Genomic DNA, 26,549 nt, shown 5'->3' with positions numbered 1-26,549 from the left:
AGATGGAATTGAATCAGACGGTACTCAAGTGCGGTATGACGGAAGAATATATCGGTGATATCTGCCGTAAGGCGGCGGATAAGGGCCTTAGCAGCGTAAGCGTATTCCCGAGCGTGGTAGCCGTTGCGGCAAAAGCGCTCAAGGGGACGGATACAAAATGCTGCTCCTCGGTCAGTTATCCGCTGGGCGCGGACCTTCCTAAGATTAAGGTCAACGAAGCAAAACTCGTGATCGGGGACGGCGCGCAGGAAGTTTGCATGGTAATGAATGCAGCGGCAGTGAAGGTGGGCGACCTCGGCGTTGTAAAAGAGGAAGTGAAAGGCGTTGTAGACGCGGCGCATGCAGCGGGCTGCAGGGCCAAGGTGATGATCGAAACGGTACTCCTCACAAAAGAGCAGGTAAAGACCGCTGTGGAACTCGCGGATTCCCTCGGCGCGGATGTGATCTTGCCTTCAACGGGCTTTAAGCCCCTGCAGGCACGCAAAGTGACGGCGGAGGATATTGCGTATATCGCCGGTCTTGTAAAGAACGCCGAGATCGAAGCGGCGGGGACGATTGAAGACAGGCAGACTGCGGAAGCGCTGGTTTCGGCAGGCGCCAAGGGAGTGGCGGCAGACGCCGCGCTCGATTTCTGAAGCAAACTTTCCTTTACATAATCCTGTCAGATAAAAACGCTCTCTGAAACGTATGTTCGGGGAGCGTTTTTTAATTTGTAATGCCGGGGGTTTCATGCTACTTTAATATTAGCAAAAGAAAGCGGGAACAGCCCTAACTTTGCATCGCGGCCCGAATGCGGCTTTCGCTCGCATCCCTGTGGAGCATCCGGTCGGCAATCCTCCCGCGGTTCAGAACAATAATATAAGTGCTGAGCATGAGCAGCTCGGAAATCTCGGAGCTGCTGATGACGACTGTACAGCCATTTTGTACTTTCTCCTGAATCCACAAATAAATATCGTTGCGGGTGGAAACATCCACGCCCTTCGTCGGCTCGTCAAGCAAAAGGATATCGCAATCCGCGGCCATGCACCGCGCCAGCAGCACCTTTTGCTGGTTTCCGCCGCTTAAGTTTAAAATCGGTTCATTGATGTCCTGAAGTTTGATATCAAGGTCGATTATGCTCTCAAGCGTGTCCGCAACCTGCCTTTGCGGGTCGATCAGCATATGATCGGCGGAATGGTGCGAAATCATGCAGTTTTCGGATACGCTTAAATTGGGGAAAATGCCTTGCATGATGCGGTCATCGGTCAGGTATGCGACGCCGTTTTTAATCGCATCAAGGGGGTGGACAAAGTGCGTTTTTTTACCTTTGAGGAAAATGCTGCCGTCATCCTTTTTGAATTCGCCGATAATGGTGCGCAGAATGGCGGAACGTCCGGAACCGACCGCGCCCGCAATACCGAGGATCTGGCCCTTGCGGGCCTTGAAGCTGATGTCCCGGTAGATGGGATTTTTTTCGAGGTTCCGGACCTCGAGAAGGGTTTCGCCCTTTTCGTTGCCGCTCACATGAAGATCGTGGTTGAGCGCCCGGCCGGACATAATCAGATGGAGCTCATCCTTTGTGGTGCCGCTCACCGCGCCGCTGTATTTGTTCGTGCCATCCACAAGCACCGTGACCCTGTCGCAATGGTCGATGACCTCGTCAATGCGGTGTGTGATATAAATGACGCTGGTGCCGCGGGCTTTGATCTTTCGCAGGAGGTTGAAAACATATACCTGCTCCACGGCGGTGAGCCCGGCGGTGGGCTCGTCCATAATCAGTATTTCGGCATTCGCAATGCACGCCTTTGCAATGGTGATGATGTTTTTTTCGCTTCCGGAGAGGTCGGATACCAATGCAGAGGGCGGCTTTTGCAAGTCGAAATAATGCAGAAGCTCAGTAGTTTTCTTCTTCATATAACGCCAGTGCATAAAAAGGTCAAAGGGCCCCTTTTTGATACCGAGGAAGATATTTTCCATAATCGAAAGGCAGCCGACAAGATTGGGCTGCTGGTATACGGTGAAAATGCCGTTTTTTTGCGCCGCCATGGGAGACGTGGGCTGATAGGGCTGCCTGTTAAGGAAGATTTCGCCGGAATCGGGAGCAAAGACGCCGCCGAGGATATTCACCAGGGACGTTTTCCCCGCACCGTTGGGACCAATGAGCGCATGAATTTCACCCTTCTCCATACTGAAATCCACATGGTCAAGGAGAACGGATGAAAAGATTTTTTTGGTGACTTGTTTCATCTCAAGCAGCATGACAGATTCCTCCATAGCTACAGCCTTTTGAATCAACATGGAACAATCAAGCAGGCTGTATGCTGCATCATCGGTTTTGACAAACGCTTGCCTCATTTCTCTGTGGCTACGCTATAAATTCTAGGGGAAAGAAGGGGAAATGGAAATCTATAAAATTGTTCAAAAGGTCTGCGATTTTGTCTTCTTAACGGGAATTCCATGAATTACGGCCGAGACTGTGCTACTCTTTTAGGAACGGGCAAGCTGTGCGGCAGGCGTGCTGGTCCGCTTCCAGATTATTATTTTCAGGCCACCGGGGATATATCATATGAGTTACGATTCGATTTTTTTAAAAAAACCGAAGATTAAGCTGGTCGAATGGATTGGCTCCGGAGAGAGGCTGCGGCCTGAAAATTCAGATTATACCGAGCTTGTGATTTGTATGGATGGAATGTCGGAGGTATGCGCGGGCCGCGAATATTCCCACATTGACCGCAGGCAGCTGCTGGTGCTGCAGGGAAGCTGCGGATATCGGCTAATGGAGGAACCGCCGCAGGATGAGAAAATACTGCGCATCCTTTTGTATGATTATCAGGTCAGGGGCTATCCGGAAAACAAAATCATGGAGGAGGATTTCCTTTTTCTGCCGCTCCTGAAAAGCAGCGATTTTTTCCTCAACAGCTGCGCCTACCTCCAACAGGAGTGGAACAGCCGGGACGGGCCGGTAAAAAACGAGATTATTACTTCGGCCTTGTGCATTTTATTGTATATTATTATCGACGAACTCAAAACCATGGAAAGCAACGTTTCGGATGTAACCGAGGTCACGCGCCGCTATATCGAACAAAACTACAACCGGGAGCTCACCCTCACGCAGATCGCTTCCGAAGTAAACTTCAGCATCTATTATCTTGCACATATCTTCAAACGGGAAATGGGCGTCTCTCCCATGCAATACCTGATGAACTGCCGGATGGAAAAGGCCAAGGAGCTTTTGACCGATACCAGACGGACGATTTCTGATATCGCAGCGGAGGTGGGATATCAGAACAAGAATTACTTTACCATGCTGTTTAAGCGCAACGTGGGGATTACGCCCGGAAAATTCAGGAAGGAAGGCCCCAAGGGAAGGTCTGGCGAGCGTCCGTAGGAAAAAACTGCGGACGCTTTTTTTGCCCAAAAGGCAAAATCCTGTATCTCCAAGCCAATTTTGTTGATTGTTGCCGTTTTCAAAAACAAATAAAATGAAATCACAGCAAACGATAACCCATTCAAGCATTCAAGCGCCCGACAATATAGCGAAAACACAAAAGGAAGAATGAAACAAATATTCGGTTTTCCGGGCTTTATTCAAAAGGCTGCAAAACTGAAAAATATGTATGTAAAAACGAAAAGGGAACGAACGGAGGGATCACAGTGGTTGCTTTGGAATTAGAGGATGTAAGCAAGAGTTTTGCGGGAATCCACGCGCTAAAGGATATTACCTTCAGCGTGGAAAGCGGACAGATTTGCAGCATCGTAGGTGAAAACGGCGCGGGCAAATCGACGCTGATGCGCGTGATTGCAGGGGCGCACGCACCAGACACGGGAACCGTGAAAATCGGCGGGAAGCAGATGACGGAATTTACGCCCAGCCATGCGCAGGCATTTGGCGTAGGGATCGTTTACCAGGAGCTGAGCCTGATTCCCGAAATGTCGGTCTACGAAAACATTTACCTCGGGCACCCGATCGTGCGGGGCATCCTCTACGACCATAAGGCAATGGCGGAAAGATGCCGGACGGCGCTTTGCGAGGTAGGACTCGGAAACGTTTCCCCGCACAGCATGATTAAGGACCTGAGCGTCGCGCAGCAGCAGCTTGTTGAAATCGCGCGGGTGCTGGTGGCGGAGGCGAATATTCTGATTATGGACGAACCCACCTCTTCTCTTTCCGAGGAGGACAGCAGGCGGCTGCTGAAGCTTTTGACCGCGCTTAAGAACAAGGGGAAAACGGTCCTGTACATTTCTCACCGCTTAAACGAGGTGCAGCAGATATCCGATACAATCATCGTGCTGCGGGACGGCAAATTTATCGGGCACAACCATGCGGGAGCCCTGAGGCACCGGGAAATCATCGAGATGATGGTAGGCAAAGCGGTGGATAAGGTGGAGCATACGAAAAAGGATACCGCAAGACTGCCAGCCATACTGTCCGTCGAAAACCTGTGCGTGCAGCCCAAGATCAAGAATGCGTCCTTTGAACTGAAAAAAGGCGAGGTGCTTGGCTTCGCGGGACTGGTGGGAGCCGGACGCAGCGAATTGATGAGGGGGGTGTTCGGGGCAACGAAGCCAACGGGCGGCTCGCTCGTGCTGAACGGTAAAAAAATGCGGCGCGTGAGCCCTGCGGTAATGCTGGGAAATGAGACAAGCCTTTGCCTGGTCCCCGAGAACCGCAAGGAGGAAGGACTGATATTCGGCAAAAGTGTAGGCGAAAATATTGCGATCACCTATCGGAACTTCAACTATAAAGGCGGACTGATAAAAAAAGGACTGGAGGACGATATCATCCGGGAGTATTCCGGTAAGCTTCAGATCAAATGCTCTTCCGTGGGTCAGTGTGTGGAGGACCTTTCGGGAGGGAACCAGCAGAAGGTGGTGCTTGCCAAGATGCTTTCGACCAAACCGGACATCCTTATTCTGGACGAACCGACCCGGGGCATTGACGTCGGGGCGAAGGCGGAAATACACCGGATCATCTCGCAGCTTTCGAGCGAGGGCGTGAGCATCATACTCGTCTCGTCCGAGCTGTCCGAGCTTGCGCTCCTGTGCGACCGGGTACTGGTAATGGCGGACGGAAAAATCGTCGCGGAAATGGATCGTGAGATCACGGAGTCGGCAATGCTCAAAAAAGCGATCCCCTGCTGAATAACTGAAACAACACTCGAGGAGGCAATATAAATGATGAGTATCAAAGATAACAAGGTCGTAAGGGTATTTGGCAATAACGGATTGCTGGTGGCGATTATCATCCTGTTCATAATCATGGTCATCACTTCGGACGTATTCCTGACACCGCAGAACCTGATCAACATCCTTTCGCGTTCGACTTCTATGGGGGTCATCGCGGTGGGCATGACGATTGTCCTTATTACGGGGGGGCTCGATATGTCGGTTGCGAACGTGGCGTCCATGGCAGGCCTGCTTTCGGTGGGGCTGACGAAATATCAGGGACTTTCCGAGGAATGGGCGATTATCCTTGCGCTTTTGTTCGGCGTGGGAGTAGGGCTTGCAAACGGGCTTCTTGTTACCAAGGTGAAAGTAAACTCCCTGATCGCCACCATCGCTACGATGACCATTGTGGAAGGCGTGATCTGGGTATATTCCAACGGCGCGAACATTGCGCCGGCGCCGGAATTTTTAGAAAAAATGACGTCAATCAAGGTATTCGGCAATATGCCGCTGACCATCTTTATCTGGATCGGCATCGGCGTACTTGCGGCCCTGATGCTGAAGTGGACCAAGCTTGGCCGCAGCTTTTACGCGACGGGCGGCAACCCCGAAGCGTCGCGGCTGTCGGGCATCAAGACGGACAATGTAAGGCTGTGGGCGTACGTCCTCTGCGGGCTGCTGTCCGCATTTGCCGGAATGCTGCTCGTTTCCCGGCTGGATGCGGCGATTCCCACGGCGGCGGCAGGGATGGAGCTGACGGTGATCGCGGCGGCCGTGGTCGGCGGAACGAGTCTTTCGGGCGGCACCGGCAATATGTTCGGAACGTTCCTCGGCGTCGTCCTTATCGCCATGATCAGCAACTCAATCAACCTCTGGGGCGTGCCTGCCGCTTACGACAATGTGGTCACCGGATCGGTGATTGGCGCGGCAGCGTTGATCGACGCGCTGCGTACGCGTAAAAAGAGGATTGGATAACGGTTTGGGGAAACCTGAAAATAGAAAGGAACATAAGGAGGAAAGAGATGAAAGGAAAATCAAAAAGCAGGATTATGGCGGCAATACTTGCCTGCGTACTGTGCGTTTCCGTATTCACGGCCTGCGCCGCCAATACGGGAACGGCGGAACCACCGGCAGACGCCGGAACAGCCGCCGGTGCGCCGGAGGGAACGGATGCCGTGGAAAGCGCGCCGGCCGGCGGGAATGGGACGGCGGAACCTGCAGCAGAGCTTAAGCGGCCGGAGCCGATTTCGGGCACAGAGGTTGTGAACATCGCGGATTTCTCAGAGTACACAAAAAAGGAAGAGGGCGAACCAATGACCTTTGCACTGCTGCTGTTCTCCCGGGGCTTCGAATGGATGATCGGCTTACAGCAGGAATTTGAGGCGACGTGCGAGCAGCTTGGCGTAACGCCCATCGTACTTGATGCGCAAGGCTCGGACGATACGCAGCTTGACCAAATCCAGGACATGATTACCCAGCGCGTGGATGCGATTATCCTCACGCCGAACAGCAACGACGGCCTTGTTGCAGGCGTGAAAATGGCGCAGGAGGCCGGCATTCCGCTGGTAACGTGCGAAAGTGAAGTAGAAGGCGATATTGTCCCGATCCATGTAGGCGTGGACAACTACCAGATGGGGCAGCTGGCGGCGGAATTCATTGCGGACAAGATCGGTGGGAAAGGCAAGGTGTTGGAATGCCGCGGCGCGCTCGCTTCGCTTTCCTCCACGGCAAGGCACGACGGCTTTGTAGAAACGATCGCGAATTACCCGGATATCGAGGTGATTTCTAAAAATACGGAGTGGGTATCGACCGAGGCGTCTTCCGCGACGCAGGACGTGCTGACAGCCAACCCGGATTTGGCCGCAATTTATTCGCACAATGACGAGATGCAGACGGGGATACAGTCGGCCCTGCGCGAGATGGGACGGCTTGTGCCCACTGGTGAAGAGGGGCACATCGTGCTTGTGGGAATCGACGGCACGCCGCTGGGCCTGGAACGCCTGCGGGAGGGCGTACAGGACGCCTGCGTTGTGCAGGACCCGTTTGACCAAGGGAAATACATTGCAAATTACGCTTATGATTTTCTGACGGGGAAGGATGTTCCAAGGAAAACACTGACGCAGCCCTATGTGGTTACGCAGGATTACGCAGCGCTTGACGTTTTGTGGGGGAACCATGAATTTGAAGCGGTGGAGTAGGAAAAACCAACAACCGGCGTCCTGCCGGAAAACAAAAATAAAAATGGAGGTATAAAGCAATGAGCGGTGGAATTGCAGGGTGGAAACCCGTCAAGAAGTATGCATGGAATTACAAGGAAATCCCGGACGATCCGGGAATGGACGACCTGATGCCCGGATTTGAGATTCAGTATATCATCACAGGGGATACAGTGCCGGACAACGACAAGGCGATTTTCGGGCACTGCGTGTTCCCGCCGAGGTCGGCGCATTATAAGCATCAGCATTTGAACGCGATTGAGTGCGTTTACACCATCCGCGGCAAGGTAATCAATGGATTTACGACGCCGGATGGAGACGTGGAGACGGTATGCGAGCCGGGGACAGTCGCTTATGCGCCGCAGGGGTCTGTTCACTGGACGCGGAATCCCTTCGACGAGGAAGCGGAATTCGTGTTTGCCTATTATGGGTGCAACAGCGTTGACGACAGCGGCTATGTGGACCTGCGTCCGCAGTTTGAAAATAAATAATCACACTGTTGCAGCGGGACCGGCGCCAGCCGGTTCCCGCAAAATCCCATATACAGCAAAGACTGAAGGAGCGAAAGCATGGATACAATCAGAATCGGTATGATCGGCGCGGGCTTTATGTGCAAACTGCACAGCATTGCCCTTAAAAATTACCCGATGTATTTTTTCCCGCCGGAGGCGAATGTGGCGCTGCAATGCATTGCCGACAGCAACGTCCGTCTCGCGGAGGAGGGGATGGCCCGTTACGGATATAAGGAATATGAAGAAGACTGGACAAAGCTAATTGCCCGCGGCGACGTGGACGCCATCGACATCGTGACCCCCAACTGGGTTCACCGTGAAATGGCCCTTGAAGCACTCAAAAGCGGGAAGCCCGTTTTTTGTGAAAAGCCCCTCTCCAACACGCTGGAAGGCGCGCGCGAGGTTTATGAGGCGGCGCGCAGCGCGCGCGTAGTGAACGCGGTCGGCTATAACAACAGGTGCATCCCCGCCGTTACGCTGGCAAAGCAAATGATCGAGTCGGGCCAGTTGGGCGAGATTTATACGTTCCGCACCCAGTATATGCAGGACTGGGCCATTGGTGAGGATGTGCCGATGGAATGGCGCCTCGATATTGACAAGGCGGGAAGCGGCGCGCTTGGAGATATTTGTTCGCATGCGATCGATCTCGCCAGGTACCTGGTGGGCAATTTTGCAAAGGTGGCTGCGAAAAGCCGTACGATCATCAAAAAACGGCCGGTCTCAGAATCCGCCGTATTGGGCTTGAAAAAGAAGCGGGAGGTGCTTGGTTACCAGGAGGTGAAGGTGGACGACGAGGTGGAGTTCCTCGTGGAGTTCACAAACGGGGCGACCGGGATATTTACGTCGTCCAGATTTGCCTATGGGCATAAAAATACGCTTGATTTCGAGGTTTACGGCAGCAGGGGTGCGTTGAAATTCACCAACGAATACCTGTGGGAGCTTCAGTATTACAGCGGAACAGACCCGGAGGACAGGCAGGGGTACAAAAAGATTAAAATGGGACCGATGCATCCATACGGAATGTCGTTTTGGCCGATCGCAGACCTTGGCGTCGGCTATGCGGATCTGAAGTGCGCGGAAATGTCGCATTTTATCGAGGCGGTCTCCAAAAAAGACCCGTTCTTGGTAAGCGCGAGCTTTTACGACGGCTATAAGGCCTGTCAGATTATCGACGCGGTACAGCGGTCCGCCCGTGAAGAAAAATGGGTTGGGATCACGGACGACTGACGTCCTGCCGGGAAGCAACAGACTTTTTCCTGCTATGCATATAAACGGCATAGCTGACGTTTTCTCTACTTATTGCAGCGCCCTGGTTTCCATGCGTACGGAAACCAGGGCGTCTGCAGCTGCGAAACAAAGGAAAGGATGATGGTTATGCAGGCTCAGTTGAGATGCAAGCGCTGCGGGGCCCTGTTCAAGGTGGAGCGGGACGGCGTTTTGCAGGAGCGCGGAAAAGGAACATGCCCGCAGTGCGGGCTGGAAATAGACGCGGAGACCGCGGAGCGGATGGAAAAGGCGTTCGACTCCATTGCGCAGCTTGTGCAAAAAGCGGGACATAAAAACCCTGGTGAAGCGGAATAAACGTCCAATACAAAAACGCCTTGCGAAGCAAGGCGTTTTTGCGTTATTCTTTTGGTGCGGAAACTGACGCGGTATCCGTTGTAACAAGCAAGACAATATCTCTGCAATGACGGCGAAGATCATCGATAGACGTAGGAGGGGGCAGCCGCCGCTGCTCGAGCTCCAAAGCGTATAGGAGCAGCACCAGCTCTTCTTCCGCCATTTCATAAGCGTCTTCAAATGAATGCCCAAAAGAGATACAGCAGTTAAGGTCCGGAAACCGGCCGATGTATAAGGAATATTCTTTTTTGAAAATAGCCGGATAGCTGTATTTGCACATAATTTATCCCTCCTTATCTTACAATGCGCTAATTATCCGGTTACGCAGTCCGGGTTTGCAAACAGGGTTGATTCCGGCAGCAATATCAAATCGATTTCCGCCGTATTGTTGTACCATATATGGACCTGGGCTGTCTTAATAAAATTAAAAAATGGTAAACTAAATTAAAAATATTGGTTTACAATCAAAAAGGGATATGGTATCCTGATACGGTACGAAAATAGGGGGAAATGGGTTTATGGAAACGACAGCCAAACAACGTATCACTACCAGAAATATGGTCTTATGCGCACTTTTCGCCGCCCTGATTGCGATTGGGGCATTTATCAGGATTCCGGTCCCTTATGTGCCGATCACCTTCCAGGGCTTCTTCGTTTTGCTCGCCGGCTTCCTTTTGGGGCCGAAATATGGGGCGGCCTCAATGTTGATCTATATTGCCGTCGGGCTTGTCGGGATTCCGGTTTTTACGGAAGGCGGCGGGATCATGTATGTACTGAAACCGACGTTCGGCTACCTGATCGGCTTTGCGGTATGCGCCTTTGTGGTAGGGATACGTACCCGGAGGTTGAAGAAGCTGACGGTTGGCCGTCTTTTTGTTACGGGTATGATCGGCATGATACCGGTCTATATCATTGGAATGCTGTACTTCTATTTCATCATGAATTATGCGCTTGATACGCCGGTCGGCATGTGGGCCGCGGTCTGGTCGTGCATCGTGCTTGTCCTTCCCGCCGATGTTTTGCGGTGCCTGCTTGCTTCGTGGATCGCAAAGCGGATGATCCCGGCGCTGAAAAAGAACGGGGGCGCATCATGACCGTGCGGGAGCTGCGGGAGAAGGCAACGGGAGGCTGCCCGGTCTCAAGGGAAGAAGCCATCTTCCTTGCCGGAACAGAGCTCTCCGAGCTGTGCCGGGCTGCAGACGAGGTCCGGCAGGCCGTTTGCGGCGATACATTCGATCTGTGCTCGATTGTCAACGGGAAAAGCGGCAGCTGCCCGGAAGACTGCAAATTCTGCGCCCAGTCCGCGCATTATAAAACCGATACAAAATTTTACGGACTGTTGGGTATGGGGGAAATCCTCAAGGCTGCGCGGAGGAATCGTGCGTGCGGCGTGCGGCGGTTTTCCATCGTCACTTCCGGGAAACGGCTTACGGACGGGGAAATAGAACAATTATGTGCGGTCTACCGAAAAATAGGGGAGGAATGCGGGCTTTCCCTGTGCGCGTCTCATGGCCTGCTTTCCCGCAGGCAGTTCGACATGCTTCGGCAGGCGGGCGTTTCCCGTTACCACAACAATCTGGAAACCTCCCGCGGGTATTTCCGCAGGATATGCACGACGCATTCCTATGACGATAAAATTGCGGCTATCCGCGCGGCGCAGGATGCCGGGTTTACCGTGTGCAGCGGTGGGATCATCGGCATGGGGGAAAGTATGGAAGACCGGATCGACCTGGCCCTCACCCTCAGGGAACTGGAGATTCGTTCCGTTCCGCTCAATATCCTTAACCCGGTAGAGGGAACACCGCTCGGCGGAAGCCCGGTGCTGGACGGGGAAGAGGCCGAGCGCACAGCGGCGGTATTCCGTTTTTTGCTCCCACGGGCACAAATACGGCTCGCGGGCGGGCGGATCAATTTCAGGGATCGGGGCAGGCGCATGCTGCGCTCCGGCGTGAACGCGGCAATCACGGGGGATATGCTCACGACTGCGGGAATCACAGCCAAGCAAGACACTGAAATGATATGGTCGTGTGGGTTTCGGCTGTAAGCTCCATTAAAAATGGGAAAAAGCCTTGCGGAAAAGTATGAAAATCTTTTTATGAAATCAATTTGAATTTTATAACTTCCGGTTTTGTATAACTTGAACTATTGCAATAAAAGGGATATGAGATTTGTGGACCGCATATCCCTTTTATTGTCTTTGGGTGTTTTGCCGTACAAGCATCATAATATTGCGCGGCAGGCAGCGGCAAGATATGGTTGACAGGATGGATTTAATATGTTATATATTAATTGTGTACAATTTAATTGTACACAATTAATATAATTCAGGAGGATCGGACATGTCGATTTATGAAATGACCGTAAAGAAAACGGACGGCGGGGATCAGGCGCTTGACGAATATAAAGGAAAGGTGTTGCTGATTGTAAATACGGCGACAGGATGCGGTTTTACCCCACAATATGCCGGACTGCAGGAGCTGTATGAAAAATACCGGGAGCGGGGATTTGAACTATTGGATTTTCCCTGCAACCAGTTTGGCAGCCAGGCCCCCGGCAGCGATGAGGAGATTCACTCATTCTGCACGGGCCGCTTTGGTATCACGTTTCCCCAATTTGCCAAAATCGATGTGAACGGAGAAAACGAAGCGCCCCTATACACATTCCTGAAAAAGCAGAAGGGCGGATTGATGGGGGGAAATATCAAGTGGAATTTTACGAAATTTCTTGTCGACCGCGAAGGGAATGTGGCCGGACGCTACGGTTCTGCGGAAAGCCCGAGGAAACTTGATAAAAAAATAGCCGCATTGCTTTGAAAAACGCGCAGGCGCCCCGGTAATTTTTAGCTCGCGCGATTCGATTGCGCGCAACGGAAAGCTGATATATAATGGGAGGCAGGGGTGATACCATAATGGAATATGACGTTTTAAAACTGGAAAATCAACTTTGCTTTCCCTTATATGCCTGTTCCCGTGAAATTGTTAAAAAGTATACGCCGCTCCTGGCGGAGATCGGCCTTACCTATACGCAGTATATCGTAATGCTGGTACTGTGGGAGCAGAAAAAAACAACTGCAAAGGAACTTGGCGAAAGGCTGCATCTCGATTCCGGGACGTTAACGCCCCTGCTCAAGCGGCTGGAAGCAAACGGACTGGTTTCGCGTTTCAGGGCCCCGGAGGACGAACGCAACCTGATGGTTGCCCTGACTGGAAAAGGCGGGGAGCTGCAAGCAAAGGCCGCGGATATCCCGGGCAGGATCGGACCGTGTATCAATTTAAGCCCGGAGGAAGCCGTGACGCTGTACAGCCTGCTTTATAAAATCCTTGACTGCGTATGATATACCGGCGGCTGGCCGGTATGGAGGAGAACATATTTGCGAAATTGGTATATATATTTGCGGAATCGGGGAATCGTAAGAATGTTCACTTTACGGTTCGTCCGTTTTCACGTAAAATAAAACTGATCCATTGCAAAAGGAGCAACAAGTATGGGAAAAACTATCGTAGTATTGACGGGAAGCCCGCGTAAGGGCGGCAACAGCGACCGTATGGCGGACGCGTTTATTGCGGGCGCGCGTGGCGCGGGACATACCGTGGAAAAGATTGAGACGGCTTCCCTCGATGTGAAGGGCTGCCGCGCGTGCGACGGATGCTACCGGGGAGGCAGGGCATGCTTTTTCGACGATGATTTCAATGGTATCGCGCGGGCTGTGCTGGAAGCGGACGCGGTTGTGTTTGCAACGCCGCTGTATTGGTTCTCTTTTCCCGCTCAGATCAAAAACGTAATCGATAAATTCTATGCTTTTGTAGCCGGCGGGAAAGAATTCAAGGGAAAGGAATGCGCCCTTCTTACCTGCGGCGGGGATACGGAAGAAAAGGCGTTCGACGGCCTTGTGCGCAGCTATGAGCTGATCGCGGAATATCTTGGCTGGAAAGACCGCGGCAGGCTGGTAGCCGCCGGCGTGAACGCCAGGGGTGCGATTGGGGAAACGGACGGGCTTATGCGTGCGGAAAAGCTGGGAGCAGAATTCTGAACGGAAACGGCGGCGCCGCGGAGAGGCAAAAATGGTACACACATTCAAACGCACAATCCATGCCTGTTACCGGGGATATATTGTGCAGGCTGCGATCAACAACCTGGCCCCGCTGCTGTTCGTCATATTCCAGCAGCAATTTGAATTATCGCTTTCCATGATTGGGAACCTGATTTTTCTGAATTTCGGCACGCAGCTTGTCGTGGATGCGATTGCGGTGAAATTTGCGGATAAAATCGGTTACCGTAAATGTATGGTGACGGCGCACATCCTTTGCGCGGTGGGGCTGGTGGCGCTCGGGATCCTGCCGAACGTCATAACGCCTTATGCCGGTCTGTGTCTCGCGGTGATTCTTTATGCGATCGGCGGCGGCCTGATCGAAGTGCTCATCAGCCCGATTGTAGATGCGGTGCCGGGCGACGATAAGGCCTCGGCAATGAGCTTGCTGCACTCCTTTTATTGTTGGGGACAGGTACTGGTGGTGCTGCTCTCCACGGTATTCCTGCAGGTATTCGGACATGGGTTGTGGATAATCCTGCCCGTTTTGTGGGCGGTACTGCCCCTTGCGAACGGTCTCAGCTTCCTGAAGGTGCCGATCCCTACGCCCGCGGAGGAGCATGAGAAAATACCGATCAAAAAATTACTTGCGTCAAAGATATTTATGATCGCAATGATAATGATGCTGTGCGCGGGCGCGGCCGAATTATCGATGGCGCAGTGGTCGTCCCTGTTTGCGGAACGGGCGCTTGGCGTATCGAAGGTGATGGGCGATTTGCTCGGCCCCTGCCTGTTCGCCGTATTTATGGGCCTTGGAAGAACGTTTTACGGACTGTGGGGGAAGCGGATCAACCTCACGGGTGCGCTGCTCGTATGTTCGGTTTTATGCGTGGCGTCTTACCTGCTTGCTTCGCTGGCCAACAACCCGGTGTTTGCGCTGATGGGATGCTCACTTTGCGGCCTTGCAGTCAGTCTGCTTTGGCCGGGCATGCTCAGCTATTCCTCGGAATGCTACCCGGGCGGCGGTACGGCGATGTTCGGGATACTTGCGATCTGCGGGGATATTGGATGTTCCATTGGGCCGTGGATCACGGGTTTTGTATCGGAAGGGGCGCAAAATTCGCCCGCGCTCGTTGCGCAGGCAGCGGCGGACGGATTTACACCGGAGCAGATCGGCCTCAGGATCGGGCTTTTATCTGCCATCCTGTTTCCCATTATCATCGTTGGCGGGATCATAGCAATGAAGCGGATGAGAAAGACGGAAAAACTGCCGGGGAGGGTAGAAGCGGAACCGGAGCGGTAAGCACGGCTGAGCTCTATTGGAAAATAAAAAATGGAAGCGGCGCTTCCATTTTTTGTGCGGAAATATCTACTATTTGGCGGTTTTGCGCAGTACGTAAACGGCCGGATAAAGACCGCCCGCATCAAAGGTCGCGCGCTTGAGCACGTCGAAACTGCCGCACGCCCTGATGAGCTGCTCGGTCAGTTGTTTTTCGTGCGTATACAGCACGGCAAGTCCTTCATCCGTCAGAATACCGGGCAGGATACGGAAATATGCCTTATAGAGCCGTTCGTTTTTGGAGTGGCTGCCTACGCGCAGCCCAAAGGGCATATTGACAATGATTTCGTCATATTTTTTTGCTGTGAATTTGAGGCAGTCGATGTAGTGGAACTGCGGATGGACGTGGGCATAGCGGCTGTTTTCCTTGGCGGCTTCGACCGCCGTCATGTTGATATCCGCCCCAGTCAGGGAATGGTGCGGATAAAATCCCCGCTCATAAAGCATCGTGCCGCTGCCGCAGAAATTATCCAGCACACGTGCGTCGGGATTGAAAAATTCGCTCGCATAGGCGCATACGCTGGCGGCGACTCCGGGATTGATGCTGGCGGGAATCGCTTTCTTGCGGTAAGCAAAGCGCTCGTCCGTGAGCGGATTCAAAAAGACCTGCGCCTTGTCTCCATCCATTTCAATCATGATCTCAATGGAATAGGAGGAAGGCGTGTTGATCAGCTCCTTCATTGCCGCGACGCACTTTTTGATGATATCCAGCCGCACCTCATGTGTAACGCTGCGCACTTCGAGGCGGTAGCCCGTTACGCCGGTCCGCTGGATGACGGCGCGCTCACGTTGCGCGAGGAACGAGGGAAGGTCCGCCATGGATGCGGATCCGAGGTAAATGTATGCGTCCGTATAAGTGCGCAGCTGGTAAATATCGTAAAAATCATTCAGGCCCGAAACAGCGATATACCGCCCCAGCTTTTTAGGTTTGAGGCCGGCATCGGTGCATTGGGCGTAGGTTACGTTCGGGTTCGGGGAAGCGAGCATCACGATATCCGTCGGCAGGATGCGTACCCGCGCTTTTTTTCGCATGATAAAACCCGCGAGGGCCTTATCGAGCGCAGCTTTTTCCTCTTCGCGGTGCTTGTCGAGGTCGCTTCTCAGCTGGTAGGAATCCAAAAAGTGCTTCGCCCGGTCGTTTTTGGCCCGGCCGATGGCCAGCAGGTAAGAGGGAAGCGCAAACATTGTCTGTTCGTGCATAATCGCGTCGATCAGCTCGTCGAGGTATTCGCCCGCGCAGGTATTGCCGATGATCTGGGCGGCATGCATGCGTACCTTAGCGTCGCCCGTACGCAGGAATTTCAGGATGCCGTCAATATTGGCGCGCACGAAATCGGCCGCGCGGCCGTCCGCATCCGCGATCACGCGCAAAGCCGCACGCGTATTCGCCCCCTTGGCTTGGTTGTATACGGTTTGGAGCTTTCCTTCTTTGATGATACAGGAAAGGCCTTCCTTGCGTTCTGCCGCAGGCAGGATGTGATAGTTTTCGACAAAATTCTGAATATTCATTTTACACCAATGCTCTCTAAAATAATATTGAGGACATTGTTCGTACCGTCTGCCTCTGTGCTTTGCGCCATATTCAGCGTAAGCTCCTGCCGGTGTGCTTCAAGGTCGCTCAGGGCCTCAAGGAGCGTATCCCGGGTCAGGTTTTCCTGTTCAAGCACTTTTGCATAGCCGCGTTTCTGAAAATAATTCGCATTCAAGATCTGGTCTCCGCGGCTTGCGGACAGAGGAAGTGGTACGAGGAGCGCCGGGAGCTTCAATGCAAGAAATTCAAAAATCGCATTTGCGCCGGAGCGTGAAAGCGCGAGATCGGCCGCCGCAAAGATATCATTGAGGCCATCCTCCACATATTCAAACTGCCGATAATCGGGATTGCCTTCCAGTGCGGGATTAAGCTTTCCTTTCCCGCGGAGATGGACAATACTGTACCGTTTTGCCAGTTCGTCGATTCCCGCGTCGACGGCGTCGTTGATCGCCTGTGCGCCCAAAGATCCTCCCATTATTAATAACACGGGTTTTGAGCCGCTAAACCCCAGTTTTTCAAGACCGGCGGCCCGGTTGCCGGTCAGAAGGTCGCTGCGGATCGGGGAACCGGTCAGAATCCCTTTGCCGCCCGCCGCTCCGCGCGTGTCGAACGAAAGGCATATTTTCTGCGCCTTTTTCGTGCACAGCCGGTTGGCCAGGCCGGGCGTATAATCGCTTTCGTGCAGAATGACCGGGATTTTAAGTTTTGCCGCCGCCCATGCGACGGGAACGGATACAAAACCGCCCTTGGCAAAAACAAGATCCGGCCTGAGGCCGCGCAGGATTTTTTTGGCCTGTCCGTAGCCTTTAAAAATTTTGAAAATATCGCTGATATTTTTGGCGCTTGCATAGCGGCGCATCTTTCCCGCCTCGATTACGTGGTAAGGAACGCCGTGTACAAGCGTGTGCTCGATTCCTTCCGCTGTGCCGATGTAATGCACCTCGATGCCGTGCTCCGAAAGCCCGGGAATGAGGGCGAGGTTCGGCGTAACATGTCCGGCGCTGCCGCCGCCTGTCAATACAATCTTTTTACTCATTCGTATACCTGCCTATGGAATAATAACCTTACCCATCATAGCATAATGGAAAGACGCGGGCAAGAGCATGGTTGTGGCTTTTCGGACCAAAATAACATTCCGGATGATTTCTTTTAAAAAGGATTGCGCAGAAAATGAAACTCTCTGTCCGGAGCGGGGAATTTGTAAGAATTCTTTACGCTCCATGCCGTTGATAATGACCTGTGTTTATGCTATATTTAATGCATTGGGGATAAAGTGAGAGGTTGAATCATGAAGGTACTTGTATTAAGTATGACTGTCGGGCAGGGGCACAATTCGACAAGCAAGGCCCTGCGCGCGGCGCTTTTGAAAAAGGGACATCAATGCGATATTCTCGATACGTATAAATTTTTGAATAAAGCGATCGGGTTGGGGTTCGATAAGGGCTATGTTGCTATGGGCCGGTTTGTCCCCAAGCTGAACGAGACGATTTATAAGGGCGCTGAAAAGGCCAACGGCCGCGCGGATATGAAACTGTATTTCCCATGGGCGTTCGCCAACCTTGCCAAAAGCAAGCTCCAAAAATATATCGACGAAGAAAAACCGGATGTGATCGTATGCTCGATCGTGATGACGGCGATGCTGATTACCGCCCTGAAGGAAGCGGGAACGTACGACGACCGGATCAAGAGCATCGGTATTGTGACGGATTATTCCCTGCACCCGTTCTGGGAATATACGGCGATGGATTATTTTGTGGCGGCAAATGAATTGCTGATCCCCGAATTTACCCAGCGCGGTATTCCTGAAAACAAGATTCTTCCGACCGGAATCCCGGTGGATCCTAAATTCGCACGGGCGATCCCGCGGAACGAGGCGCGCAGGAAGCTGGGCCTTGATCTTGATAAATTTACCGTGCTGCTCGCTTCGGGCGGTATGGGTTTTGCGGGTATGACCCCGGTGATGGAGGATGTGGACCAGATGGAAGGCATCCAGCTCGTCGCGGTATGCGGATCGAACAAGCGCCTGAAAAGCAGGCTTACCGCAATGGAATATAAAAATGAGGTGCATGTCCTGGGCTTTGTGGATAATATGGAGGAATATATCGATGCGGCGGATATCGTCATCACCAAACCGGGCGGGCTTTCCTCCTCGGAGACGGTTGCGAAAGGGAAACCGCTCCTGCTGATGAAGCCCATGCCGGGCGTTGAGAATATGAATCTTGCGTTCCTTTTGAATAATTCGCTGGCAGTGCACTGCAGCCAGTACCAGAGTGTGAGCCAGGTCATCATGCAGCTGCGCCTCAACGACCTGAAGCTGAAAGAAATGGAGCGGGCGCAGAGGAAATGGGGGAAAAAGCACAGCGCAAAAACGCTTGCGGAATTTATAGAAAAGCTTGTGTGATGCAAGGGAGGAGAAACAATGGAACGGTGTATGAAGTTTAAGGACAAAGTGGTGGTAATCACGGGCGCGGCACAGGGCCTCGGACAGGCGCTTGCCCAAAGGTGCTCGGACGAAGGAGCGAAAGTCGTCGTCGGCGATATGAATTATGAAGGCGCGCAGGAAACGGCCAAGATGCTCGCCGATGCTGTCGCGGTGAAACTCGATGTAACCAAATTTGCCGACTGTGAGGCGCTGATCCAGGCGGCCGTAGACAAATATGGCAGGGTCGACATCCTTGTTGCCAATGCGGCGATCGTCCTTTCCGGCGTGGTAGAGGAGTTCGATCCCGAAAAATGGAAGCTCGTGATCGACGTAAACCTGTGCGGTTTCTTCAACACGGTGAAGGCCGCGGTGCCGGTGATGAAAAAGCAGGGCTATGGCAGCATCGTGCAGATCAACAGCAAATCCGGCAAAAAGGGTTCGGCGAAAAATTCCGCGTACGCTTCGTCGAAGTTCGGCGGGATCGGTCTTGTGGAAAGCCTTGCGCTCGAGCTTGCGGAGGATAATATCCGCGTAAACGCGATTTGCCCGGGCAACATGCTCGACAGCCCGCTGTGGGTGAACAGCCTGTTCAAACAGTATGCGAAAAACCAGGGCATCACGGAGGAAGAGGTGCGCCAGAAATATATCAACCAGGTGCCGATGAAGCGAGGCTGCCAGTATGAAGATATCGCGAATTGCCTCGTGTTCATCGCGAGCGACGACGCGGCCTATATGACGGGTCAGGCGCTTAACGTGACGGGCGGCCAGCAGATGCAGCCGTAAAGGAAAAGACCATTTCACCAAAAGCGGGCGGAGGGGAATCCCTTCCGCCCGCTTTTTGATCCCTGTTTTCTAATCCATACCGGGAGATTTCCGGTATTCCCGGGGCGAAATGCCATATTGTTTTTTAAACAGGCGGGAAAAATAATTAAAATCGCTGATACCGCATTTTTCAGCGGTTTGTGCAATGGTATTCTTGGTATTTTTGAGCAAATATTTCGCATACTTCAGCCTGCGCTGCAGGATATACTGGCCAAGCGTCAGGCCGGTTTCGTCTCTGACGGCTTTAAAAAGCGCGTTGCGCGGAACGAGCAGAGCCGTGCAAAGGTGGTCCGAGGAGAGGTCGCCCGGGAGATTGCGTTCAATGTATTTGCTTGCTGTAGTAAAAATATCGTTTTGCCTGAGACGCACATAGTTTTTGAGGCGCACATAACTGGCGCAGGCGTTGGTTAGGTATGCGCACGCGCGGATCTGTTCGTTCGTAAGCTGCGGAGTCGCGAAGAACTGTTCCCTGAGGTCGCCAAGATCCGTAAAATCAGAGCACAGGCGGACGGTGTTTTGCCAGGCGTCCCCAATCGACATATCGCATGACAGGCATTGCCCGATCATCATATAACCGATGATCTGCGTCTCATCCGTAATGGGGGCGATGCCGTCCACAAGCCCCGAATGGCAGAAGTAAATGTGGTTGCTTTCGGGATTTTCCTTGATATAAAGCTGGGCGGCAAGATCACACTTGCGGCAGCGCTCCCGGCCGACGCTGCTTGCCTTGATCCGATCACAGATCGGGTTCGGTTGCTCGGGACACGACAACAGCTCGTTGAAATCAAGGTCGAAAAGGGCAATGCGCAGCCCAGTGATGGTATTGAAATGTTGTAAAAACCCCCGCAGGTTTTCGGTATCCAGTGTCAAGCTCATAATTTACATCCGTAAGATTTTTGTAAAATTCTCACATAAAAAGTACGATTTTACTATTTTTTGATATTGCTCTACTAGTATTATCGCATCAAAGATTGCTATAATCAACCCATAAACAAGTTCTAAACGTTTCAAATGAACCAGACACCATAGAATTGCATTAGAGGAACTCAGCAGATTTTTAAGAGGATTTTCTGGAAGAGGAGAAATAACGATTAAAGCGAGGCGGAGTTTTTTTATTCAAACAAATTCTAAACGTTTCAAATGACTGGCCGGGGTAGAGTGAATGAAGGTTACGATTAAGGATGTTGCCAGAGAGGCAGAGGTATCGGTCGCGACGGCGTCGATGGCGATCAACAATAAACGGGGCGTGAATGCCGAAACAAGGAACAAGGTGTTGAAGATTGCCCAAAAGCTCGCTTATGTACCGAACTATTCCGCAAGGAGCCTTGTAACGAAGGACAGCAGATCGATTGGGCTGCTCGTCCCCGAAATCATAAATCCCTATTACAGCTCGATTGTGGACATCATGGCAAAGCTCGCGGAGCAAAAAGGGTATACGCTGCTTTTGGGGATATCGAACAGCAAAAGCCGTACCGAAAAGATGTACATTGAAAGTTTTATGGAACGCAGGGTGCTCGGCGTGATCGTTGTGCCGATGCTGCGCGACCATCCAGATATCGGACATCTTGAGATGCTGCGGACGGAGAAGATTCCGATGGTGTTCTGCACGGAAACCTATGACGGCTGCACGGAGCCCTGCGTAATGTGCGACTTTTCCAGCGGTGAATACGAGATGACCCGTTACCTGCTGAATCAGGGACTGAAGAACATCTGCTTCCTTAACGTCAGGATGGATGCAAATTTCACGAAGCTGAGGCTGCACGGTTTTATGAAGGCAATGGACGAAATGGGGATCACGGCGCCGGAGGAAAACCTGTTCTATGTGGAAGAGCCGAATTTCCAGGCTGCGTACGACATAACGGACAGCATCCTCGAGCGCGGGCCGGAGGCGATCATATGTATCAACGACATGATGACGCTGGCAATCATGAAGCGTCTCGACGAACGAGGCGTACGTATCCCGGAGGATATTTCGGTCGCGGGGTTTGACGATATGATGTTTGCGGAGCTCGCGCAAAAACCGATCACGACGGTCCGGCAGCCGCTTGCCGACATATGCCGGCAGACGATGGATATCCTTGAAGGAGAGATCAAGGGCGGGGCGCGCAGAGCGCCGGCCGGAAAGCAAAGGATCGTCTCGATCAGGCCGGAGCTTGTGATCCGGAATACGACAAAATAAAAAACCATCTGAAGAACTAAAAATTTTTGAAAAGTAAATGGCGACCGGAATCGGCCGGAATATAAGCAGATATATTTGCAGGTCGGATTGTTTTGTGTACCCAATCGGCAGTGGAAAGCCGCTTATGGCTTGTGGACGCGGAACTATGGACGCCCTTACGAACGGTCTTCTTTACGCGAAATGCGTTTAGGAAAATAAAAAAGAAAGAAGCGAGGAAAAATGAAAAAAACAGTATTTGTAACAGTTCTGGCAATTATGTTGGCAGCGGCTATGGTCCTGACAGGGTGTTCCACACCGGCGGCAGAACCATCCACGAGCGCGCCGGAGGCGAGCACAGAAGCAAGCACGGAAACAAGCACGGAAGCAAGCGCCGCGGAGAGTAAAGAGCCTGACGCACAGGCAACGCAGGCCGTACAGGTGGCATCGACGGCAAACGACGCGCTGATTAAGGCTGCGAAGGAAAGCGGCAATGTGACGATCGGCATGTCGATCCCGCAGCTCGCGAACCCGTATTTTGTTTCAGTTAAAAATGGTGTCGAAGCGATGTGCAAGGAATATGGCTATGAGCTGACCGTTGTGGACGCCAATTATGACGTTGCCAAGCAGGTCTCCGACTTCGAGAACTTTATGAACCAGGGCGTAACTGCGGTGATCTCGTGCCCGATCGACTCCAACGCGCTGATCGATGTGACGCAGAAGATGAATGAACAGGGCATCATCGTGATCTCCTTTGCACAGCTCGTTCCGAACGCGAATGCGATCTTTACCATCGACGAGTATTCCTATGGACAGGTCATCGGCGAGAACGCCGCAAAGTGGATCAACGAAAAACTTGACGGTAAAGGCAACGTGCTGATTATCTCCCAGGATAACGTTGAATCCGTCGTCAAGAGGGCGGATGGTATCCAGGATAAGATCATGGAGCTGTGCCCGGATGCGGTGATCGTTGCACGGCAGGCCGGCGATAATCCGGAAAAAGGAATGCAGATTACGGAAGACGTTATGCAGCAGCATCCCGAAGTCAACGTTATTACCGGCAACAACGACTCGGGCCCGCTCGGAGCTGTGGAAGCGGTAAAGGGCATGAACCTTTCCCAGGATATTCTCGATAAGTTCTACATCGGCGGCGGAGACGCTACGCCGGAAGCAATCGAAAAGATGAACGACGAGACGAGCGTTTACCGCGCTACCGTTGACATTGGCCCTTACGACACAGGGGAGAATTGCGTAAAAGCGATCCACGACATCATCGAGAGCGGCGTAATGCCGGTCGGCGATGCGGTCAAGACGACATACTTCAACATGGATCCGGTATGGCAGGAAGACGTCCTCGCCGGATGGACTGCGAAAGGCTCCGAATCTTAAGCCGGGATATGGCATGGCCGGGCAACCGGCAGTGAACCAAATGTAAAACCTGAAAGCGCGCTCCCCGCTGCGGGAGCGCGGCAAGGTTTTGTCGGAAATCCGACTGCGGAAAAAGGCGGAGGAGAAGAAATGCAAGATTATATATTGGAAGTGAAGGATCTCTGCAAATATTATCCCGGGGTAAAAGCGCTGGACGGCGTATCGGTAGGTTTTAAAGAGGGTGAGGTCCATGCGCTGGCAGGCGAAAACGGCGCTGGAAAATCGACGCTGATTAAGATGCTGACAGGGGCGATCGAGCCGACCCGGGGAGAGATCGTATTGAATGGCGAAAGTTATCCGAAACTGGGGCCGATTGAAGCGATTGAAAAAGGGATATCGGCGGTGTATCAGGAATTCAACCTCATTCCCTACCTTACGGTTGCGGAAAACGTATTTTATGGAAAAGAGATTATGAAGGGTGCGTTCGTCAACAAAAAGGCAATGGCGGCGGAGGTGCAGAAGGCGCTGGACGAATTTGAGATCAAGCTGAACCCGATGGCGGTGATCAGCGATCTTGGAGTCGCCTATCAGCAAATCACGGAGATTGTGAAAGCGGTGATGGCGAATTCAAAGGTATTGATTATGGACGAGCCGACCGCGCCGCTGACCAATAAAGAAACAGAGCTATTATTCAATATCGTAGATAAGTTAAAGAAAAACAAGGTAACGATCATATTCATCTCGCACAGGATGGAGGAGATGTTTGAGATATGCGACCGCGTAACGGTTCTGCGCGACGGGAAATATATCTCGACCAAGGAAGTTAAGGACATCACCAGGAAAGAATTGATTACCGACATGGTAGGACGCGAACTGGGGGAGAATTATCCGGAACGGGTGACGGAGCTCGGCGAGCCGGTCCTGCGGGTGAAGGGGCTCACGAACGACAAGATAAAGGATGTGAGCTTCGAGGTGCGGAAGGGAGAAATCCTCGGGTTCGGCGGACTTGTGGGCGCGGGCCGTACAGAAGTGATGCAGGCGCTGTTCGGGGCGGACCGCATTGAATCCGGAGAGGTATACCTGAACGGCAAACGGGTCAGGATCAAAAGCCCGGGGGATGCGCTTGACCACGGAATCGGGCTCCTTCCGGAGGACAGGAAAAACCAGGGCGTTCTCCTTGGGCTGTCCGTCAAGGAGAACGTGACGTTCAGCTCGCTCGGACAGGCGATGCGGGGGCCGTTCGTAGACAAAAAAAAGGATACGGCAATCGCGGAAGAATATGTGGGCAAGCTCCAGATTAAAACGCCCAGCATTAACCAACTGGTCAAAAACCTTTCGGGCGGCAACCAGCAGAAGGTCGTACTCGCGAAGATGCTCGCAACGCAGTGCGACGTAATCATTTTTGACGAGCCGACGCGCGGCATCGACGTGGGTGCGAAGCAGGAGATTTATAACCTGATGAGGCACCTGACGGACGAAGAAGGGAAAACGATACTGATGGTATCGTCGGAGATGCCCGAGCTGATCGGTATGAGCGACAGGATGCTGGTGATGCGTTTTGGCTATGTGGTAGGGGAATTGAAGCGTGAGGAGTTCTCACAGGAACTGATACTGGAATACGCTTCCGGGTTAATAGGAGGTTGATGAAATGGAAAAAGAGTTGAATCAGAACAGTTTGGGCGGAAAGAGCATCAAGAGGATACTCGGAAGCTACGGGATCGTATTCGTATTGATCGCGCTGATTGTGATCTTTACGATATTGTCGAACCGTTTTCTGACGGCGGACAATATTTTTAATATTCTGCGGCAGGTATCGATCGTAGGCATCATCGCGGTTGGTATGACGTTTATTATGCTGACAGGCGGAATCGACCTTTCAGTGGGCTCGGTAGCGGGCTTTGCCGGAGTGGGCGCCGCGCTGTTGATGACGGAACAGGCGATGAACCCGGTGCTTGCAGCGATTATTATGTGCCTGTTCGGCATTGGCCTCGGGCTTGCGAACGGCTTTTTCATCTCGAAGCTGGCCGTGCCGCCGTTTATCGCGACGCTGGGCATGATGGTATCGATCAGGGGTCTCGCCTATATCATCACAGGCGGACTTCCGGTGTTCGGCTTCGATAAGAATTTTACGCAGCTTGGCCAGGGATATTTGGGGCCGATTCCCATTCCGGTGCTGATTATGGCAGGTGTGTTCGTATTCGGGATCATCTTCCTCACGAGGACGCGCGCAGGGCGCCATATTTACGGCGTGGGCGGCAATGAGGAAGCTTCGCGGCTTTCGGGCGTCAACGTATCGAAGATCAAATTCCTGGTATATGCTGTCGGAGGCTTTATGAGCGCGCTTGCGGGTCTTGTGATCCTGGCGAGGACGAATTCCGGCCAGCCGAATGCCGGCGAGGGCTATGAAATGGACGTTATCACGGGCGTGGTGCTTGGCGGCGTGAGTATGACGGGCGGCCAGGGCAAGCTGTATATGGTAATCATCGGCGTACTAATCATGGGGATTTTGCAGAACGGCATGACGATGCTGGGGATCAACGAGTTTGTGCAAAAGTTTGTACGCGGCATGGTGTTGATCGCAGCGGTAGCGTTCGACAGCTTTATTAAGGCACAGCGGGCAAAAGAAGTCACTGAATAGAAAGCGGCGCGGGCGGCCGGACAGCCGCCTGTGCAGGCAAACAGCAGAGAAGGGACATAAATTATGAAGAGATCAGAGATCAATCAAATTATGCGCGATGCGATCGCGTTCATCGACGGGCAGAAGTTTGCTTTACCGCCGTTTGTGACGTGGACGTATGACGAGTGGAAGACGAAAAACAGCGAATACGACGAGATCAAGGATTGTATGCTTGGCTGGGACATTACGGATTTCGGCAGCGGGGATTTCCACCGGAAGGGCCTTTTGATGATTACCCTCCGAAATGGGAGCTTTCACGATCCCAAATACAACAAGACCTATGCGGAAAAGCTCTTAATCAGCGAGGAGGGACAGGTTACACCCTATCATTTCCACTGGAAAAAGCAGGAAGATATTATCAACAGGGGCGGAGGGCTGCTGGTCCTCAGGTGCTACAATTCCGGTGAAAATGGAGAAAAACTTGATACGCCGGTCACCATTTACCAGGATGGACGGGCCTACGAGGTGGAGGCGGGCTCGAGGATCGAAATCGGTACGGGGGAAAGTATTTCCCTCCCGATGGGGCAATACCATACGTTCTGGGCGGAAGGCGGAAAATGCCTGATCGGTGAAGTGTCACGCACCAATGACGACAATGTGGATAACCGGTTTTATGAAGAGACGGGCCGCTTTCCGACGATAGAAGAAGATGAGGCGATCCTGTATCCGCTGTTCAGCGAATACCCGAATATGCCTGCGGGAAAGTAAAGAGCGC

General features: G+C 52.6%; 26 protein-coding genes. 21 read left to right on the top strand and 5 right to left on the bottom strand.

Annotated elements, in window-relative coordinates; translation table 11 throughout:
- Positions 1 to 2 precede the first annotated feature (2 nt).
- Positions 3 to 635, top strand: a complete 633-nt coding sequence (deoC, locus tag B1H56_RS06470) for a deoxyribose-phosphate aldolase (protein WP_066517612.1) — start codon at positions 3 to 5, stop codon at positions 633 to 635.
- Positions 636 to 768: 133 nt separating this feature from the next.
- Here deoC and B1H56_RS06465 read toward each other — a convergent pair whose 3' ends face one another.
- Positions 769 to 2,334, bottom strand: coding sequence for a sugar ABC transporter ATP-binding protein (locus tag B1H56_RS06465; RefSeq protein ID WP_082771075.1), 1,566 nt, complete (start codon positions 2,332 to 2,334; stop codon positions 769 to 771).
- Positions 2,335 to 2,545: 211 nt separating this feature from the next.
- Here B1H56_RS06465 and B1H56_RS06460 point away from each other — a divergent pair, with 211 nt between their 5' ends.
- The 7 genes from B1H56_RS06460 (at position 2,546) to B1H56_RS06430 (ending at position 9,454) form a co-directional block, all read left to right on the top strand.
- Positions 2,546 to 3,367 carry a helix-turn-helix domain-containing protein gene (locus tag B1H56_RS06460; protein ID WP_066517617.1) on the top strand — a complete coding sequence of 274 codons (822 nt, stop codon included), beginning with the start codon at positions 2,546 to 2,548 and terminating at the stop codon, positions 3,365 to 3,367.
- A 266-nt stretch (positions 3,368 to 3,633) separates the two neighbouring features.
- Complete coding sequence (locus B1H56_RS06455) at positions 3,634 to 5,121, top strand: sugar ABC transporter ATP-binding protein (RefSeq protein WP_066739794.1); 1,488 nt, start codon at positions 3,634 to 3,636, stop codon at positions 5,119 to 5,121.
- Between the two features lie 33 nt (positions 5,122 to 5,154).
- On the top strand, positions 5,155 to 6,120 hold the full coding sequence (locus B1H56_RS06450) for an ABC transporter permease (protein ID WP_066739792.1): 966 nt from the start codon (positions 5,155 to 5,157) through the stop codon (positions 6,118 to 6,120).
- A gap of 47 nt (positions 6,121 to 6,167) precedes the next feature.
- Positions 6,168 to 7,343 (top strand): sugar ABC transporter substrate-binding protein, encoded by a 1,176-nt coding sequence (locus tag B1H56_RS06445; RefSeq protein WP_066517621.1) that lies wholly within the window; start codon positions 6,168 to 6,170, stop codon positions 7,341 to 7,343.
- Positions 7,344 to 7,402: 59 nt separating this feature from the next.
- Positions 7,403 to 7,852 (top strand): cupin domain-containing protein, encoded by a 450-nt coding sequence (locus tag B1H56_RS06440; protein ID WP_066517626.1) that lies wholly within the window; start codon positions 7,403 to 7,405, stop codon positions 7,850 to 7,852.
- Positions 7,853 to 7,930: 78 nt separating this feature from the next.
- Positions 7,931 to 9,100: a Gfo/Idh/MocA family protein gene (locus B1H56_RS06435; RefSeq protein WP_066517629.1), complete on the top strand. Its 1,170-nt coding sequence runs from the start codon at positions 7,931 to 7,933 to the stop codon at positions 9,098 to 9,100.
- A 147-nt stretch (positions 9,101 to 9,247) separates the two neighbouring features.
- The gene (locus tag B1H56_RS06430) at positions 9,248 to 9,454 is read left to right on the top strand and encodes a hypothetical protein (RefSeq protein WP_147554671.1); all 207 of its coding nucleotides are present in this window, start codon (positions 9,248 to 9,250) and stop codon (positions 9,452 to 9,454) included.
- 43 nt (positions 9,455 to 9,497) lie between these two features.
- Here B1H56_RS06430 and B1H56_RS06425 read toward each other — a convergent pair whose 3' ends face one another.
- Positions 9,498 to 9,773 carry a type II toxin-antitoxin system HicB family antitoxin gene (locus B1H56_RS06425; protein WP_066517634.1) on the bottom strand — a complete coding sequence of 92 codons (276 nt, stop codon included), beginning with the start codon at positions 9,771 to 9,773 and terminating at the stop codon, positions 9,498 to 9,500.
- A 238-nt stretch (positions 9,774 to 10,011) separates the two neighbouring features.
- Between B1H56_RS06425 and B1H56_RS06420 the strand changes: the two genes are divergently transcribed.
- The 6 genes from B1H56_RS06420 to B1H56_RS06395 all read left to right on the top strand — a co-directional run bounded on the left by B1H56_RS06420 (position 10,012) and on the right by B1H56_RS06395 (position 14,823).
- Positions 10,012 to 10,587 (top strand): biotin transporter BioY, encoded by a 576-nt coding sequence (locus tag B1H56_RS06420; RefSeq protein ID WP_066517636.1) that lies wholly within the window; start codon positions 10,012 to 10,014, stop codon positions 10,585 to 10,587.
- Positions 10,581 to 11,537, top strand: coding sequence for a biotin synthase BioB (gene bioB, locus B1H56_RS06415; RefSeq protein WP_407920132.1), 957 nt, complete (start codon positions 10,581 to 10,583; stop codon positions 11,535 to 11,537). Before B1H56_RS06420 ends, bioB begins: the two co-directional genes overlap by 7 nt.
- A gap of 295 nt (positions 11,538 to 11,832) precedes the next feature.
- Complete coding sequence (locus B1H56_RS06410; protein WP_066517638.1) at positions 11,833 to 12,306, top strand: glutathione peroxidase; 474 nt, start codon at positions 11,833 to 11,835, stop codon at positions 12,304 to 12,306.
- Between the two features lie 95 nt (positions 12,307 to 12,401).
- Positions 12,402 to 12,827: a MarR family winged helix-turn-helix transcriptional regulator gene (locus B1H56_RS06405; RefSeq protein WP_066517639.1), complete on the top strand. Its 426-nt coding sequence runs from the start codon at positions 12,402 to 12,404 to the stop codon at positions 12,825 to 12,827.
- Positions 12,828 to 12,977: 150 nt separating this feature from the next.
- A complete protein-coding gene (locus tag B1H56_RS06400) occupies positions 12,978 to 13,523 on the top strand; it encodes a flavodoxin family protein (protein ID WP_066517640.1) in 546 nt (181 codons plus the stop codon).
- Positions 13,524 to 13,554: 31 nt separating this feature from the next.
- Entirely contained in the window at positions 13,555 to 14,823 is a 1,269-nt protein-coding gene (locus tag B1H56_RS06395; RefSeq protein ID WP_066517642.1) for an MFS transporter, read from the top strand.
- Positions 14,824 to 14,892: 69 nt separating this feature from the next.
- Here B1H56_RS06395 and B1H56_RS06390 read toward each other — a convergent pair whose 3' ends face one another.
- Both B1H56_RS06390 and B1H56_RS06385 read right to left on the bottom strand, forming a co-directional pair.
- Positions 14,893 to 16,368, bottom strand: coding sequence for a methyltransferase (locus tag B1H56_RS06390; RefSeq protein ID WP_066517645.1), 1,476 nt, complete (start codon positions 16,366 to 16,368; stop codon positions 14,893 to 14,895).
- On the bottom strand, positions 16,365 to 17,426 hold the full coding sequence (locus B1H56_RS06385; protein ID WP_066517650.1) for an undecaprenyldiphospho-muramoylpentapeptide beta-N-acetylglucosaminyltransferase: 1,062 nt from the start codon (positions 17,424 to 17,426) through the stop codon (positions 16,365 to 16,367). The genes B1H56_RS06390 and B1H56_RS06385 overlap by 4 nt, the downstream gene beginning before the upstream one ends.
- Before the next feature lie 252 nt (positions 17,427 to 17,678).
- Between B1H56_RS06385 and B1H56_RS06380 the strand changes: the two genes are divergently transcribed.
- Together B1H56_RS06380 and srlD are read left to right on the top strand one after the other, a co-directional pair.
- On the top strand, positions 17,679 to 18,791 hold the full coding sequence (locus B1H56_RS06380; protein WP_066517653.1) for an MGDG synthase family glycosyltransferase: 1,113 nt from the start codon (positions 17,679 to 17,681) through the stop codon (positions 18,789 to 18,791).
- Positions 18,792 to 18,821: 30 nt separating this feature from the next.
- Entirely contained in the window at positions 18,822 to 19,595 is a 774-nt protein-coding gene (gene srlD, locus B1H56_RS06375) for a sorbitol-6-phosphate dehydrogenase (protein ID WP_066519168.1), read from the top strand.
- Between the two features lie 69 nt (positions 19,596 to 19,664).
- Here the strand turns inward: srlD and B1H56_RS06370 are convergent, their stop codons facing one another.
- Positions 19,665 to 20,510 carry a PocR ligand-binding domain-containing protein gene (locus tag B1H56_RS06370; protein ID WP_066517660.1) on the bottom strand — a complete coding sequence of 282 codons (846 nt, stop codon included), beginning with the start codon at positions 20,508 to 20,510 and terminating at the stop codon, positions 19,665 to 19,667.
- Positions 20,511 to 20,796: 286 nt separating this feature from the next.
- Here B1H56_RS06370 and B1H56_RS06365 point away from each other — a divergent pair, with 286 nt between their 5' ends.
- The 5 genes from B1H56_RS06365 to B1H56_RS06345 all read left to right on the top strand — a co-directional run bounded on the left by B1H56_RS06365 (position 20,797) and on the right by B1H56_RS06345 (position 26,542).
- Positions 20,797 to 21,813, top strand: a complete 1,017-nt coding sequence (locus B1H56_RS06365) for a LacI family DNA-binding transcriptional regulator (protein WP_066517661.1) — start codon at positions 20,797 to 20,799, stop codon at positions 21,811 to 21,813.
- Between the two features lie 219 nt (positions 21,814 to 22,032).
- A complete protein-coding gene (locus B1H56_RS06360; RefSeq protein WP_066517663.1) occupies positions 22,033 to 23,178 on the top strand; it encodes a sugar ABC transporter substrate-binding protein in 1,146 nt (381 codons plus the stop codon).
- Between the two features lie 129 nt (positions 23,179 to 23,307).
- Complete coding sequence (locus B1H56_RS06355) at positions 23,308 to 24,801, top strand: sugar ABC transporter ATP-binding protein (RefSeq protein WP_066517665.1); 1,494 nt, start codon at positions 23,308 to 23,310, stop codon at positions 24,799 to 24,801.
- 4 nt (positions 24,802 to 24,805) lie between these two features.
- On the top strand, positions 24,806 to 25,795 hold the full coding sequence (locus B1H56_RS06350) for an ABC transporter permease (RefSeq protein ID WP_066517668.1): 990 nt from the start codon (positions 24,806 to 24,808) through the stop codon (positions 25,793 to 25,795).
- Between the two features lie 63 nt (positions 25,796 to 25,858).
- Positions 25,859 to 26,542 (top strand): D-lyxose/D-mannose family sugar isomerase, encoded by a 684-nt coding sequence (locus B1H56_RS06345; RefSeq protein ID WP_066517676.1) that lies wholly within the window; start codon positions 25,859 to 25,861, stop codon positions 26,540 to 26,542.
- Positions 26,543 to 26,549 lie beyond the last annotated feature (7 nt).

Origin of the sequence: Christensenella minuta, assembly GCF_003628755.1 — a bacterium.
GTDB lineage: Bacteria > Bacillota > Clostridia > Christensenellales > Christensenellaceae > Christensenella > Christensenella minuta.
The sequence above is the reverse complement of the archived record's forward strand: the minus strand, read 5'-3'. Positions and strand labels throughout refer to the sequence as shown.